General features: G+C 72.0%; 15 protein-coding genes. 3 read left to right on the top strand and 12 right to left on the bottom strand.

Going from position 1 to position 13,073, the window contains the following annotated elements; translation table 11 throughout:
- The 6 genes from K2X24_RS19855 to K2X24_RS19830 all read right to left on the bottom strand — a co-directional run.
- Window positions 1-359 (bottom strand): SRPBCC domain-containing protein (locus tag K2X24_RS19855; protein ID WP_292500345.1); only part of this gene is annotated, 359 nt, incomplete at its 3' end.
- Between the two features lie 47 nt (window positions 360-406).
- Window positions 407-823 (bottom strand): glyoxalase/bleomycin resistance/extradiol dioxygenase family protein, encoded by a 417-nt coding sequence (locus K2X24_RS19850; protein ID WP_292500343.1) that lies wholly within the window; start codon window positions 821-823, stop codon window positions 407-409.
- Between the two features lie 48 nt (window positions 824-871).
- Window positions 872-2,182, bottom strand: coding sequence for an RNA polymerase sigma factor (locus K2X24_RS19845; RefSeq protein ID WP_292500341.1), 1,311 nt, complete (start codon window positions 2,180-2,182; stop codon window positions 872-874).
- Between the two features lie 3 nt (window positions 2,183-2,185).
- On the bottom strand, window positions 2,186-2,578 hold the full coding sequence (locus K2X24_RS19840; RefSeq protein ID WP_292500338.1) for a YciI family protein: 393 nt from the start codon (window positions 2,576-2,578) through the stop codon (window positions 2,186-2,188).
- Between the two features lie 105 nt (window positions 2,579-2,683).
- A complete protein-coding gene (locus tag K2X24_RS19835; RefSeq protein ID WP_292500336.1) occupies window positions 2,684-3,583 on the bottom strand; it encodes a diguanylate cyclase in 900 nt (299 codons plus the stop codon).
- A gap of 194 nt (window positions 3,584-3,777) precedes the next feature.
- Window positions 3,778-4,023, bottom strand: a complete 246-nt coding sequence (locus K2X24_RS19830; RefSeq protein ID WP_292500333.1) for a hypothetical protein — start codon at window positions 4,021-4,023, stop codon at window positions 3,778-3,780.
- Between the two features lie 158 nt (window positions 4,024-4,181).
- Between K2X24_RS19830 and K2X24_RS19825 the strand changes: the two genes are divergently transcribed.
- The gene (locus K2X24_RS19825) at window positions 4,182-4,457 is read left to right on the top strand and encodes a hypothetical protein (RefSeq protein WP_292500331.1); all 276 of its coding nucleotides are present in this window, start codon (window positions 4,182-4,184) and stop codon (window positions 4,455-4,457) included.
- A gap of 56 nt (window positions 4,458-4,513) precedes the next feature.
- Here the strand turns inward: K2X24_RS19825 and K2X24_RS19820 are convergent, their stop codons facing one another.
- The 6 genes from K2X24_RS19820 to K2X24_RS19795 are packed head-to-tail and all read right to left on the bottom strand — an operon-like array spanning window position 4,514 to window position 11,039.
- Complete coding sequence (locus K2X24_RS19820; RefSeq protein ID WP_292500330.1) at window positions 4,514-6,079, bottom strand: ABC transporter ATP-binding protein; 1,566 nt, start codon at window positions 6,077-6,079, stop codon at window positions 4,514-4,516.
- Window positions 6,076-6,795, bottom strand: coding sequence for an isochorismatase family cysteine hydrolase (locus tag K2X24_RS19815; protein ID WP_292500328.1), 720 nt, complete (start codon window positions 6,793-6,795; stop codon window positions 6,076-6,078). The genes K2X24_RS19820 and K2X24_RS19815 overlap by 4 nt, the downstream gene beginning before the upstream one ends.
- Window positions 6,792-7,820 carry a formamidase gene (locus K2X24_RS19810; protein ID WP_292500326.1) on the bottom strand — a complete coding sequence of 343 codons (1,029 nt, stop codon included), beginning with the start codon at window positions 7,818-7,820 and terminating at the stop codon, window positions 6,792-6,794. The genes K2X24_RS19815 and K2X24_RS19810 overlap by 4 nt, the downstream gene beginning before the upstream one ends.
- 23 nt (window positions 7,821-7,843) lie before the next feature.
- Complete coding sequence (locus K2X24_RS19805; protein ID WP_292500324.1) at window positions 7,844-8,782, bottom strand: ABC transporter permease; 939 nt, start codon at window positions 8,780-8,782, stop codon at window positions 7,844-7,846.
- Complete coding sequence (locus K2X24_RS19800; RefSeq protein ID WP_292500322.1) at window positions 8,779-9,960, bottom strand: ABC transporter permease; 1,182 nt, start codon at window positions 9,958-9,960, stop codon at window positions 8,779-8,781. The genes K2X24_RS19805 and K2X24_RS19800 overlap by 4 nt, the downstream gene beginning before the upstream one ends.
- 23 nt (window positions 9,961-9,983) lie before the next feature.
- A complete protein-coding gene (locus tag K2X24_RS19795) occupies window positions 9,984-11,039 on the bottom strand; it encodes a BMP family ABC transporter substrate-binding protein (RefSeq protein WP_292500346.1) in 1,056 nt (351 codons plus the stop codon).
- 325 nt (window positions 11,040-11,364) lie between these two features.
- Between K2X24_RS19795 and K2X24_RS19790 the strand changes: the two genes are divergently transcribed.
- Together K2X24_RS19790 and K2X24_RS19785 are read left to right on the top strand one after the other, a co-directional pair.
- Window positions 11,365-12,666, top strand: a complete 1,302-nt coding sequence (locus K2X24_RS19790; RefSeq protein WP_292500320.1) for a leucine-rich repeat-containing protein kinase family protein — start codon at window positions 11,365-11,367, stop codon at window positions 12,664-12,666.
- Window positions 12,667-12,833: 167 nt separating this feature from the next.
- A partial coding sequence (locus tag K2X24_RS19785; RefSeq protein WP_292500318.1) for a hypothetical protein occupies window positions 12,834-13,073 on the top strand: 240 nt, incomplete at its 3' end.

Here is a 13,073-nt window from a genome sequence, read left to right as displayed (position 1 = left end):
ACGCGCGCGGTGTAGCGGGTGGCGCCGGCCTCCGGCTCGAAGGTGACGATGCCGGTGAAGAAGGGCTTGGCCGAGGGCTCCCAGGCCCGGACATAGGCGTCCGTGAAGACGATGCGGGCGTTCTCGACGAGTTCGAGATAGACGCCCTGGCTCGGGAATTCGGTCCCGTCCGGGCCCCGCATGACGATGCGGGTGGCGCCGCCGACCCGCAGGTCCGTCTCGGCCTCGGCGACCGCGAAGGGCTTGGGCGCGAACCAGCGCTTGATCAGCGCCGGCTCGGTCCAGGCCCGGTAGAGGGCGGCGGGCGATGCGGGGATGAGTCGGGTGAGGACGAGTTCGCGTCCGGTCGTGTCGGTCATGATGGGTTCCGCGTCGGGGGTTGAGACGGATGGAGCGATGGGTGGGCTCAGCGCTTCACCTGGTTCATCGCCCAGAGGACGCCGAAGGGGTCGCGCAACTGGCCGTAGCGGTCCCCCCAGAACATGTCGGAGGGCGGCATCAGGGCGGTGGCCCCCGCCTCGACCGCCCGCGCGTAGCGCGCGTCGATGTCATCGACCATCAGGGTCAGGTTGAAGGCCTGCGGGGCCTGCAGGGCATGCCCGTGTTCCGGGTAGGCGTCGCTCAGCATCAGCGAGGAACCGTTCACGTGCAGGTGGACGTGCATGGTCCGGCCCTGCTCGTCGACCGGCATGGCGGTGACGATCTCGGCCCCGAAGGCGCGGACGTAGAATTCCGCCGCCTTCATGGCGCCGTCCACCGTCAGGTAGGCGACGAGGCCGCCCTTCACGGGGGCGGGGGCATCGGGTTGATTCGTGCTGCTCATTCCGGTCCTCTCTCCTCTTGGGCCGCACCGCGGGTCCGCCGGGCCTCGTCACAAGGACGCGTCGGCGGGGCGATCCCCGACAGGTCGGACCGGGTTTTTTTCGAGCGCCGGTCCCTCGCCGCTCAGGCGGTCGAGCTGCTGGCGGATCTGTGCGGCCTCGGCCGGCGTGCCCGCCAGCGCGATGGCCCGGCCCATCGCCTCCCGCGCCTCGCCCGTGCGCCCGAGTTGCAGGAGGAACGCCCCGCGCAGGCCGTGGAAGTAGAAGTAGCCGTCCAGCGACCCGGCCAGGGGATCGGCCAGGGCGAGCCCCGCCGCGGGCCCCTCGGCCTTCGCCACGGCGGAGGCGCGGTTCAAGCTCACCACCGGCGAGGGCTGCATCCGCTCCAGCGCCTCGTACAGGCGGGCGATCCCGGCCCAGTCGGTGTCCTCGGGGCGCGCCGCGCGGGCGTGGAGGGCGGCGATGGCGGCCTGGATCTGGTAGGGGCCGGGGCTCCGGTGCCGCATCGCCTTGTCGACGAGGGCGAGGCCCTCGGCAATCAGCGGCCCGCGCCAGAGGGCCCGGTCCTGGTCGTCGAGGGGGACGATCCGGCCGTCCGCATCGAAGCGCGCCGGGGTGCGGGCGTGCTGGAGGAGCATGAGGGCGAGGAGCCCCATCACCTCCGGTTCGGTGCCGAACAGGCGCAGCAGGAGGCGCGCGAGACGCACCGCCTCGTCGCAGAGCTCCGCCCGCTCCGCGTGCGTCCCGGCCGAGTAGCCGGCGTTGAAGACGAGGTAGACCATCGCGGCGACGGCGGCGAGACGCGCCGTCCGCTCGGCCGCGCCCGGCGTCCCGTAGGGCACGGCGCTGCGGGCGATGCGCGCCTTGGCGCGGGTGATGCGCTGCTCCATCGCCGCCTCGGTGACGAGGAAGGCGCGGGCGATGCGGGGGACGCTCAGACCCGAGACGATCCGCAGGGCGAGCGCGATCTGCTGCGTGGCCGGCAGTTCGGGATGGCAGCAGATGAACAGCAGGCGCAGGATGTCGTCGCGGTAGGAGCCGGCATCGATCGCCTCGGCGAGCGGCGCCTCGACATCGCCGAGGTCGGAGAGCGCTTCCTCCGGCGGCAGGGGCGTGAGGCGGGCGCCGCGGCGCTTGCCGTCGAGGGTGGCGTTCCGGCCGACGAGGATCATCCAGGCGACGACGTCCCGGGGCGGGCCGTTGCGCGGCCAGGTTCTGAGAGCCCGCAGGGTCGCATCCTGGAACGCCTCCTCGGCGGTGTCGAGGTCGCGAAACACCCGAAGCAGCGCGGCCAGGACCTGCGGACGCGCCGCCGTGAGGGCCGCAGCGATCCAGGCCGCGTCGGGATCGGGGGCGCTCATCGCTCAGCCCGTCCCGGTCCCCGGCGCCGCGCCCCGCGGATCGGGATTGTAGAGCAGGACGGGCCGCAATTCGTAGGCGCCGCCCGGATTGGCGGCCGCGAGGTCGCGGGCGATCGCGAGCGCCTCGTCGAGGTCGGCGACGTCGACGACGTAGAACCCGAGGAGCTGCTCCTTGGTCTCGGCGAAGGGGCCGTCGATCACCAGGGGCGGCTCGCCGGCCTTGCGCAGGGTCGTGGCGGCGGTCGTCGGCAGCAGCCGCAGGGAGGGCCCGAGCTTGCCCGCCCGCGCGAGCCCCTCGTGCACGCGCGCGAGGCGGCCCATGACGGCGGCCTCCTCCTCCGCGCTCCAGGCGGTGAAGACGTCCTCGTCCTTGTAGCAGAGGATGGTGTAGAGCATGGCGTCTCCTTCGCATCAGAGGACGCGCGGCGTGGCCTCCAGCCGACACCGCGTCGCGAACGTCGCGCGCCGGTGCGATCCGCCGGTGATCCGCGCGGCCCGATCCTAGCTGACGCACTCCGTCCGGAGCGAGGCGGTGGTGACCGCCACGCGATCCCGCCCGCCCGCCTTGGCGGCGTAGAGGGCGACGTCCGTCCGTTTGAGCAGGGTCTCGATGCTGTCGCCCGGCACCCACTCGCTCAGGCCGATGCTGACGGTGAACCGCAGGGCCGCGCCCTGCTGGGGCATCGACCTGGCGGCGCACTGGCTGCGAATGCGGTGCGCGACGACCGCGGCACTTCCCAGGCTGTGCCCGGGCATCAGCGCCGCGAATTCCTCACCGCCGAGACGGCCCGCCGTGGCGCCGGTCTCGCGCAGGACATGGGCGACGAACCGGATCACCACGTCGCCGACATCGTGGCCGTAGCGATCGTTGATGCTCTTGAAGTGATCGATGTCGATCTGGAGCACAGTCAGGGGCTGGCCCGTGCCGGCCGCATCGAGGGCGGCCCGGGCCTGGCGCATCAGCGCGCCGCGGTTGAGCAGCTGCGTGAGGTGGTCGGTATCGGCCTGCCGGATCAGGGCGTGCTGAAGCTTGAGCACCCGCTCGGCGCTGCGCAGGCGGCCGTACAGTTCCTGGGCGCTCGGCGGCTTGGCCAGGAAGTCGTCCGCCCCGCTGTCGAGGATCTCGTCGAGGGGCCGGCTATCACGGGCCGAAGACATCGCCAGGATGGTCAGGGGTCGCCGGTCGTCGGCCAGGGCCCGGAGCGACCAGCACAGTTCCAGCCCGTCGAGGGGCTGCACCTCGAGGCTGGTGAGGACGCAGGTCACGGCGGCGTTCCCGGTCACGTAATCCAGCGCTGCGGCCGAATCCGCGAAGGCCGTGACGCTGTGGCCACCGGCGATCAGCATGTCGGAGACCGTCTTCCGGATCACCCGGCTCGGATCGACGAGGGCGACGTGCATCACGAGCCTCCATTCGGGCTGAGGGGACGCGGACCTTCGGCCACCGGAGGCGTCCGGCGCACCGCGGGCCGGTGGCGATGTCACCGTGGCGCACCCGCGCACAACCGGCACGGGTGCGTGAACCATAGGCGATCGAAGTTAAGCGAGCGTTCGGGTCGCTGTCGCGAGGACCCGCTCGACGGGGGCCGCCCCGCTCAGGACCGGGGCAGCCGCTTCTCGCGGGCAGCCGGTTGAAGCTTCACCCTGGCATGACGGGCGGTGAGCGCCGTCCGGCTCGATCCCCCGAGGCGCATATCGCCGTAATAGTCGTTCCCATTGGGGCCGAAGGAACCCCCTCGGACCACCCCCGGCGCATCGGGAACACCCGTGAAGAAATCCAGCGGCCCCGCATAGGCGGCCGGGGCGCAGAGGATGAGGGCGAGGACGAGGGCGTGGCGCATGCCGACGATCTTAGGCCGATATGCTGCACGAGGCCTTAACGGCGTCGCGCGGAGCAACCGCGCGGCGAGGCGTCGTCGCTCCCGCACCGGGTCATTCGCCGCAGGAACACGGCCTGACAGTTTGGATTGACTGTCAATTCGACACCTCAGGATCGACCATGAAGACCCCATCCATCCTGGCGAGCGCCGTCGCGCTCGCCGTGCTGACGACCCTGCCGGCCGCCGCGCAGGGCCTGTTTCCCGACGAGGGACGGCGCGGCGTCATCGTCCAGAACCAGCCGAACACCACCGGCAACAGCGGTGACCTCGTCATCTCCTATGGCGCTACCGGAGCCGACACCGTGACCACCAACTCGGCCGCGGGCGGCAATGCGAGCCGACCCGAACAGGCCTTCCCCAACGGCAGCGCGAATGGCGGCCCCGGGGGCCGCTGAGGCACCTGCCGCAGAATGGAAACGACCGGGCGCGCAGACCTCGCGCCCGGTGGAACTCAGTGGTGCCCGGCCATGTGGCGGCCGATGGTCTGAGCGTCGGCCTGGGCGGCGTCCACCTCGTGCACGATGCGCCCGTCCGACATCACCACGATGCGGTCGGAGAGTTCGAGGATCTCGTCGAGGTCTTCGCTGATCAGCAGGACCGCCGCACCGCCATTGCGCGCGGCGACGATCCGGCCCCGGATCTCGGACACCGCCGAGAAATCGAGCCCGAAGCACGGGTTGGCAACGACCAGGAGATTGACCGGACCGGTGAGTTCCCGCGCCAGCACCGCGCGCTGCACGTTGCCGCCGGACAGGGTCGCGATCGGCGCCTCGGAGGACGCGGTCCGGATTCCGAAGCGAGCGATCAGCGCACCCGCCCGCCGCCGCATGGCGCCGGTGTCGAGCCAGACGGTCGGCCGGGCCGGGACGTCCTCGTCCCGACGGGCGGCGCGCCGGTCGAAGGCGCGGAAGGCGAGGTTCTCGCTCACCGACATCCGCGGGGCGCAGGCGTTGCGCAGGGGCTCCTCCGGGATGAAGCGCACCCGGTGCGCGCGGCTCTGCGCGCGGCGCCCGTCATAGGCCTCGCCCTCCACCAGCACGCGGCCGCCCTCCGCCGGGATCTGGCCGCCCAGCACGTCCGCCAGCACCTTCTGGCCGTTGCCCGAGACGCCCGCGATGCCGACGATCTCGCCGGCGCGCACCCGCAGGCCGTCGACCGCGATCGGGCGCAGGCCCGACGCGTCGTTGGCGCGCAGGCCCTCGATGCGCAGCACGTCGCGGGTGCCGTCCGGGGTCCGGGTCCGGTCCGCCACCTTGCGCACGGGGCGGGCGCCCATCATCATGGCCGCCATCGCGTCCCGCGTCAGTCCGTCCACCCGCCCGCTCCCCGCGAGCGCGCCGCGCCGCAGGATCGCGACCGTGCGGGCGAAGGCCTCGACCTCCCGGAACTTGTGGCTGATCATCAGGACGGTGATCTCGCCCCGGTCCGCCATGGCCCGCAGGAGGCCGAGCACCTCCTCGGCCTCGCCCGGCGTGAGCACGGAGGTCGGCTCGTCCAGGATGAGGAAGCGGGCCTCGAGGTAGAGCTGCTTGATGATCTCGAGCTTCTGCTTCTCGCCGGCCGCGAGTTCGGCCACAGGCCGGTCGAGGTTCAGCCGGAACGGCATCCGCTCCATGAAGGCGGCGAGCACGGCCCGCTCGGCGCGCCAGTCGATCACGGCCGGCACGTGCGGCCGGGCGATGACGAGGTTCTCGGCCCCCGTCAGCGAGGGCACCAGGGTGAAGTGCTGGTAGACCATGCCGAGGCCGCGCGCCTGGGCGCCCTTCGGGTTGGTGATCGACACCTCGCGCCCGTCCACCAGCACGCTGCCGCGTGTGGGCGCATAGAAGCCCATGATGCATTTCACGAAAGTGGACTTGCCGGCGCCGTTCTCGCCCAGCAGCGCGTGGAAGCCGCCGGCCTCGATCTTCATCGAGACGTCGTCGAGGGCGGTGAAGACGCCGAAGCGCTTCGTCATGCCGATCGTCTCGATGGCGATCGCGCCTGCGGGGGGCGCCTCAGCCGACACGGACCTCATTCCATCGCCGCCAGGATCGCGTCCGCGGTCGCCACGGCGCCGAAGACCCCGCCCTGCATCGTCACCATCTTGAGGGCGGCGGCGTGGTTGCCCGGGTCTGTGGCCGCGCAGGCATCCGAGACGATGACGCATTCGAAGCCCCGATCGTTGGCCTCGCGCATCGTGGTGTGGACGCAGACATCGGTGGTGATCCCGGTGAGGATCAGGTTGCGGATGCCGCGCCGCCCCAGGATCAGCTCCAGGTCGGTGGCGCAGAACGAGCCCTTGCCGGGCTTGTCGATGACGGGCTCGCCGGGCACCGGTGCCAGTTCGGGGATGATCTCCCAGCCGGGCTCGCCGCGCACCAGCACGCGCCCGCAAGGGCCCGGATCGCCGATGCCGGCCCCGATCCTGCGCGAGCGCCAGCGCTTGTTCTCGGGCAGGTCCGCGAGATCGGGGCGGTGGCCCTCGCGGGTGTGGATGACGTGGTAGCCGAGGCGGCGCGCGGCCGCGAGGAGGCGTCCGATCGGCCCGATCGGCGCCCGGGTCAGGCCGATATCGTACCCCATGGCGTCGACGTAGCCGCCGGGGCCACAGAAATCGATCTGCATGTCGATGATGACCAGCGCCGTGTTGTCGGGCCGGAGCCGTCCGTCGAAGGGCCAGGGATAGGGCTCGGCGGCGGCGTGGCGCTCCGGCAAGTCGAGCTCCGGCAAGTCGAGCGACGCCGCGCTCATTCCGCCGCTTCCCGCGCGTCCGGGGTCTGGCCGGCGCCGTAGGACCGGGTGGGCGCGGCGAACCCGCAGGACGTGCCGTCGACGACCTTGACGGCGTCCTCCCAGGGCAGGCGATAGCGGCCGGCGGCGAGGTCCCGCATGTAGGTGTAGGGGCAGTCCCCGGCCCCGCCCTTCACGGCCGTGTAGCCGCGATGACCGAACTGGTAGATGTTGTTCTCCACGCCCCAGTGGATGCGGGCCTCGCGCACGAGGTCGGGCCGCACCTCCGCCGTGATGATCTCGTCGACGCGGCCCGTGGTGCCGTGGGCGATGATCTGCCCGTCGAAGTTGACGATCATGCCCTCGCCCATGGAATCGAACGCGCCGTCCGAGCCGCACATGCAGACGTTGGCGGTGACCATGAGGTTGCAGAAGGCGTTCGCCTGGTTGGTGAAGCGCCAGGACTCGCGGATCGGCGCGGTGTAGCCCGCCGTGCGGATCATGATCTCGGCGCCCTTGTAGGCGCATTCGCGGGCCATCTCGGGGAACATCCCGTCGTGGCAGATGATGAGGGCGATCTTGGCGCCCCTCGGCCCCTCGATCACCGGGATGCCGATGTCGCCGGGCTCCCAGGGCTCGACCGGCACCCAGGGGTGCATCTTGCGGTAGTAGAGCTTCACCGCACCGGTATCGTCGATGATGATGCCGGTGTTGTACGGGTTTCCGTGCGGGTTGAACTCCATGATGGAGAAGCAGCCCCAGATCCGGTTGTCGATGCAGGCCTTGGCGAAGGCCGCGACCTCGGGGCCGTCCATCCGGCACAGGATGTCCGGGCTGGTGTCCATCGACAGCCCGTGGAGGGCGTATTCGGGGAAGACCACGAGGTCCATGGTGGCGAGGTTGCGCCGGGCCTTGCCGACCATGTCGACGATGCGCCGCGTCTGCGCGGCGAGGTCCGCTTTCGTGGCGACCGTCGGCAACTGGAGCTGGACCAGCCCGAGCACGACGCCATTCGGGGATTTGTTGAGGCCGCCAAGTCCGTTCATTCGGAATACCCGTTTGCTGAGGCTTACTTCGCATGACCGAGTTCGCCCGGCGCTCCGGCCAGGGCGTGGTTCGGCGACGAGGTGGCGATGAGGACGCCGAGGGTGAGCACGTAGGGGGCGGCGTAGAACAGGTAGTACCCTTGGGAGACGCCCACCGACTGCAGCGCCGGCCCCAGCGCCCCGGCCCCGCCGAACAGCAGCGCCGCACCGAAGCAGGCGAGCGGGTTCCAGCGGGCGAAGACCACGAGGGCCACCGCCATCAGGCCCTGACCGGAGGAGATGCCCTCGTTCCAGGATCCCGGATAGTACAGCGACAGGTAGGCCCCGCCGATGCCCGCCAGCACCCCGCCGGCCCCGGTGGCCAGCAGCCGCACCCGGTCGACGTCGTAGCCCATCGCGCGGGCCGCGTCGGTGCTGTCGCCGACGATGCGGACCACGAGCCCGATCCGGGTGTTGCGCAACGCCCACCACAGGAAGACGCTGAGCGCCGCCCCGATGAGGAACAGGACGTTGATCTGGAGGGCCGCCCGCACCTGGGCGAGGTCGGACCAGCTGCCGAAGGGAATCGCCGGCAGCTGGGGCGCCGAGGGTTGGATGAAGGCCTTTCCGAATAAGAAGGCCAGGCCCGAGCCGAACAGCATCAGGGCGATGCCGAGCGCCACGTCGTTGACCCGGGGCAGCCGGCAGATCCAGCCGTGCAGGAGCCCGAACAGTCCGCCCGCGAGGCCCGCCACGGCGACGCCGGCCCAGGCCGAGCCGGTCAGCACCGCCGTGGCGTAGGCCGACATCGCCCCGAACACCAGGGTGCCCTCGAGGCCGAGATTGATCCGCCCCGAGCGCTCGGTGATGGTCTCGCCGAGGCTGACGAAGAGGAACGGCGTCGAGACCCGGATGGCCCCGCCGATCACCGCGAGGAGCACGCTCCAGAGGCCGAGGTCGCCCGGCAGGTCGAGGCCGCTCATGGTGCCGGCGCTCCCGAAGGCTTGAGGCCCGCGGCGGCCTGCTTGTCGCCCCACAGGTGGGGGCTGAACACCTTGAAGCGGCCGTACAGGGTCTCCCCCATGAGGACGAGGAGGAAAAGCAGCCCTTCGAGAACCAGGATCGTGGCGTCCGGCACGTGCAGGCGGCGCTGGATCAGGCCGCTCGACGCTTCGATCCCGCCGAGCAGGAAGGCGACGGGGGGGATCGCCAGGGGGTTCTGGCGGGCCAGGAACGCGATGAGGATGCCGGTATAGCCGTAGCCGGCCACCAGCGAGCCGTTGGCGTTGCCGTGAACGGCCGCCACCTCGAAGAACCCCGCCAGGGCCGCGAGCGCCCCGCCCAACGCGGTGAAACCGGTGATGAGGCGACCCACGGGCAGGCCCTGGATCTGGGCCGCGCGCACGTTGCCCCCGGCGATGCGGGCGGCGAAGCCCAGGGTGGTGCGCTCGGTCAGGACCCAGGCGAGGAGGCAGGCCACGAGGCCGACGGCGAGGCCCCAATGCACCTCCAGCCCCGGCAGCGGGCCGATCCGGAACGCCTCGTCGAGGGTGCGGGTGGAGGGCTTGTTGAGGCTGCCCGGGTCGCGCAGCCAGCCCTCGATCAGGTGGTTGGCGAGCGCGATGGCGATGTAGGACATCAGCAGGCTGGCGATGGTCTCGTTGACGCCGCGCCAGGCCCGCAGGGCCCCCACCGCGCCGAGCCAGAGCGCCCCGGCCAGCAGGGCCGCCAGGGCCATGAGGGCGATGCCGAGGCTCCCCGGCGCCCCGGACAGGGGCGTCGCGACGGCCGCCGCCGCAAGGCCGCCGAGCACGATGGCCCCCTCGCCCCCGATCACCACGAGGCCGAGGCGGGCGGGGAGCGCCACGCAGAGGGCCGCGAACAGCAGGGGCGCCGCCCGCTGGAGGCTGTTCTGCAGGGCGAAGGACGAGCCGAAGCCGCCCCGGTAGACGAGGTCGAGGAAGGCGGCCGGCGACTTGCCGAGGCTCGCGAGGAAGAGGCTGAACAGCCCGAGCCCGAGGGCCAGTGCCCCGAGGGGGATGATCGCGGCCTCCGCCCGCCGCGCCGCCCAGGCGCGAAGCTGGAGGCCGGCCGGCGCGCGCGGGGCGGCGACCGCGCCGTCCGCCGAGGCGGCGTCCGTCGTGGCGGTGTCGGCGACCATCGCGGCGTCTCCGCGAGCGCCCCTCAGGCCGAGCCCCGGACGCCCTCGACGAGGTAGCCCGTGCTCTCGAGTTCGGGCGCGTTCTCGGGCAGCCCCTTGCCGGCGGCGGCGATCTCGTTGCCCTTGTTGTCCTTCAGCGGCCCCCGGATGATGGCGAAACCGCCCTTCATCATCTCGGCCTTGACCGCATCGGCGTTCTTGCGCGCCGCCTCGGAGACGGCGGGGCCGTAGGCGCTCATCTTGACGAAGCCGTCGGCGAGGCCGCCGCGCAAAAAGTTCGGCGGCGCCTTGCCGGCCTGCATGCCGGTGACGAAGCCCTTGTAGATCGGGGCCCAGTCCCACTCGGCGCCGGTGAGGTACTTGTCCTTGGCCAGGGCCGACTGGTCGGCGTGGTAGCCGCAGACGAAGGCGCCGCGCCGGGCGGCGGTCTCCACCGTCACCTTGGGGCTGTCCACGTGGCAGGTGATGACGTCGGCGCCCCCGTCGATGAGCGCGTTGGTGGCCTCGGCCTCCTTGACCGCGAGCGACCACTCGCCGGTGAAGATGACCTGGCAGGTGATCGCCGGGTCGACGCTGCGGGCGCCCATCAGGAAGCCGTTGATGTTGTTGAGCACCTGCGGGATCGGCTTGGCGGCCACGAAGCCGAGCCTCTTCGACTTCGTGGCGTGCGCGGCCACGATGCCGTTCAGGTACTGGCCCTGCGCGATGTAGCCGAAATAGGAGCCGGCGTTCTTCGGGTTCGCCTCCGTCCAGAGGCCGCCGCAATGGCGGAACTGCACCTTCGGGTTCTTCTTGGCCTCGATGAGCACGTGAGGATCGAAGTAGCCGAAGGAGGTGGGCAGGATGAGGCTCGCCCCATCCATGTTGATCATGCTCTCCATGGTCTTCTGGACGTCGGTCGTCTCGCGGACGTTCTCCTCTTCCACGACCTCGATACCGGGCAGGCCCTTCAGGGCGGCGGCGCCCTTGGCGTGGGCCTGGTTGTACCCGTAATCGTCTTTCGGCCCCACGTAGATGACGCCGACGGTCATCGGCCCGGCCGCCAGCGCGCCCCGCCCGGAGAGGGCCGAGCCCCCCAGAACGGCCGTGCCGGCCAGCAGGGTCCTGCGCGAGATCGAATGATGGGCCACGGTGCCTCCCGTTCTTCGGCGATTGCTGCGGAACGTCGTTGCAAGGTCCAGGCCGCGCAGTTCGCGGGCGGCCGGATCGGTCGCAGTCCGGCGCGGTGCCGCCCAACCCTGGATCGCACCGGCGGCCGGGCGATGCGCATCGGCCGTGTCCGGCGGACCTTCGCGGCCGGACGCGCTAAGAGACGCGCTCCGAATCATCGCGAACCGGCGCGGCCGCGGGCCGCCCCCCCTCCAGGAGACCGCCGATGCCCCGCCCGAATCCCGCGCCCGCACGATGACGCTGAGCCTCCTCGATGCCCTTCGCCGGGGCGATTGCGCGGGCGCGCGGGAGCTGCGCTTCCCCCCGGGCCTCACCGAGTTTCCGCGCGAGATCCTCGCTCTCGGGGACACCCTCGAACTGCTCGACCTGAGCAACAGCGCCCTCGATGCGCTGCCGGAGGATTTCGGCCGTCTCCGGCACCTGCGCGTGCTGTTCTGCTCGGGCAACCGCTTCACGCGCCTGCCCCCGGTGCTGGGCGACTGCCCGGCCCTGAGCCAGGTCGGCTTCCGGGCCACCGGCCTCGTGGAGGTCCCGGGCGAGGCCCTGCCCCCGGCCCTGCGCTGGCTCACCCTCACGGACAACCGCATCGCCCACCTGCCCGAGGCGCTCGGCGCGCGGCCCGGACTGCAGAAGCTGATGCTCTCGGGCAACGCCCTGCGAACCCTGCCCGAGAGCCTCGCGGGGGCGCCCAACCTCGAACTGGTGCGGCTGGCCGCCAACGCCCTGGACGCCCTGCCGCCCTGGCTCACGGCCCTGCCGCGCCTCGCCTGGACCTCGTTTTCCGGCAATCCCTTCGAGGGCGCGCCCCTGCCCCCGGCGGTGCCTCCCGTGCGCTGGCTGGACATCGAGCCCGGCGCGCTGCTGGGTGAGGGCGCCTCCGGGCGCGTCCATCGCGCGGTCTGGCGGCGGGACGGGGCGACGCCCGAGGCCGTGGCGCTGAAGCTCTTCAAGGGGGCGATGACCAGCGACGGCCTGCCCGAGCGCGAGATGGCGGCCTGTCTCGCCGCCGGCACGCACCCCAACCTGACCGGCGCCCTCGGGCGCATCACCGGCCACCCGCAGGGGGCCGAGGGTCTGGTGATGCGGCTGCTGCCGGCGGACTGGCAGGTGCTCGCCGGCCCGCCGAGCCTCGCGAGCTGCAGCCGCGACGTCTACGATCCCGCCCTGATGCTGACGCCGGAGGCGGCGCTGCGCATCGCGCAGGCCGCGGCGCAGGCCTGCCTGCACCTGCACGAGCGGAGCATCCTGCACGGCGACCTCTACGGCCACAACATCCTCTGGGACGGGGCGGCGGGAGCGGCGGTGGTGAGCGATTTCGGCGCCGCCTCGACCCTGCCCGACGGCACGGCCGGCGCGACCCTGCGCCGGGTCGAGATGCGGGCCTGGGGGATTCTGCTCGGCGAAGTGCTCGCCCTGGCGGGGATCGGCGACGGGCCCCTGCACGCCCTCGCGGCGGCCTGCACCCAGCCCGACCACGCCGCGCGTCCGAGCTTTCCGGAGGTGGTCGAGATCCTGCGGCCGCTCGCGCCCTCGTGAATCGATCGGACGCGGGGTCGGGTCGCTCCGTGCGGCGCGGGGAGCACAGCCCCTTCGTTTCGCGGGCGGTTCGGTCAATACAGCGGACATCCGCGCAGGTTCGGCCCAGATTTCGTCACGGTGGCTCGCCAGGGATCGCCCCTGAATTCAGGGATCGGGCGACCATCATGAAGAAACTCACCTGCGCTGCATTGCTCGTCGGGGCGCTGGCGGCGCCGCAGGCCGCCGAGGCCGCGAGCAAGACCACCGTGGGCGTCGGCACGGGCGTCGTCGCCGGCGCCCTGGTCGGCGGCCCCGTGGGTGCGGTCGTGGGCGGCATCGTCGGCGGCTATATCGGGTCCACCGCCGAGAGCCCGCGCCCGCGCCGCCGCCGGGTGCGCGCCGTCCGCCGGGCATCGCCCGCGCCG

This window comes from Methylobacterium sp., assembly GCF_019750675.1.
Lineage (GTDB): Bacteria > Pseudomonadota > Alphaproteobacteria > Rhizobiales > Beijerinckiaceae > Methylobacterium.
Note: the sequence above shows the minus strand (reverse complement) of the source record. Positions and strands in the feature narration are given on the sequence as shown.

Coding starts and splice junctions, on each gene's coding strand:
- K2X24_RS19850 (WP_292500343.1), bottom strand. CDS start 823: ATGAGCAGCACGAATCAACCCGATGCCCCCGCCCCCGTGAAGGGCGGC.
- K2X24_RS19845 (WP_292500341.1), bottom strand. CDS start 2,182: ATGAGCGCCCCCGATCCCGACGCGGCCTGGATCGCTGCGGCCCTCACG.
- K2X24_RS19840 (WP_292500338.1), bottom strand. CDS start 2,578: ATGCTCTACACCATCCTCTGCTACAAGGACGAGGACGTCTTCACCGCC.
- K2X24_RS19835 (WP_292500336.1), bottom strand. CDS start 3,583: ATGCACGTCGCCCTCGTCGATCCGAGCCGGGTGATCCGGAAGACGGTC.
- K2X24_RS19830 (WP_292500333.1), bottom strand. CDS start 4,023: ATGCGCCACGCCCTCGTCCTCGCCCTCATCCTCTGCGCCCCGGCCGCC.
- K2X24_RS19825 (WP_292500331.1), top strand. CDS start 4,182: ATGAAGACCCCATCCATCCTGGCGAGCGCCGTCGCGCTCGCCGTGCTG.
- K2X24_RS19820 (WP_292500330.1), bottom strand. CDS start 6,079: ATGAGGTCCGTGTCGGCTGAGGCGCCCCCCGCAGGCGCGATCGCCATC.
- K2X24_RS19815 (WP_292500328.1), bottom strand. CDS start 6,795: ATGAGCGCGGCGTCGCTCGACTTGCCGGAGCTCGACTTGCCGGAGCGC.
- K2X24_RS19810 (WP_292500326.1), bottom strand. CDS start 7,820: ATGAACGGACTTGGCGGCCTCAACAAATCCCCGAATGGCGTCGTGCTC.
- K2X24_RS19805 (WP_292500324.1), bottom strand. CDS start 8,782: ATGAGCGGCCTCGACCTGCCGGGCGACCTCGGCCTCTGGAGCGTGCTC.
- K2X24_RS19800 (WP_292500322.1), bottom strand. CDS start 9,960: ATGGTCGCCGACACCGCCACGACGGACGCCGCCTCGGCGGACGGCGCG.
- K2X24_RS19790 (WP_292500320.1), top strand. CDS start 11,365: ATGACGCTGAGCCTCCTCGATGCCCTTCGCCGGGGCGATTGCGCGGGC.